The sequence below is a fragment of the Rhizobium sp. SVR5-9E genome (assembly GCF_056755095.1).
The window spans coordinates 1-269 of sequence record NZ_JBNDHS010000438.1 but is presented as its reverse complement, the minus strand read 5'-3'; the positions used below and the strand labels follow the sequence as shown (position 1 = coordinate 269).

Sequence of the window (269 nt, the reverse complement as noted above, 5' to 3'; positions counted from 1 at the left end):
TTCTCCGGTTGCTTGAGCGTACAAGTGGCCACCCGGCAGCTCAACCCCAGATAACCACATGCCTTGCGTTGCGAGAGACCCCGCCGAGTCAACTTGTTGCGCCAACGATAGAACGTCTGTTCCTAGATGTTGTGGCGCTTGCACCGATCCTTCACCGGCTCGTCCCGGTTCTCGGCCTCCCGCAAGTTGCGGATGATCTGCTCGTCGGTAAATCGCTTCTTCATCGAGTTCTCCTTGCCACCAGGATAAAAGAGAACTCACTTGCCAAA

The 269-nt window shown here is 55.8% G+C and carries 1 pseudogene; it reads right to left on the bottom strand.

The annotated features are described in order from the left end of the window. Nucleotides 1-224, bottom strand: a pseudogene (locus ACPYOJ_RS35525) (transposase); the annotation flags it as partial. Nucleotides 225-269: the final 45 nt, after the last annotated feature.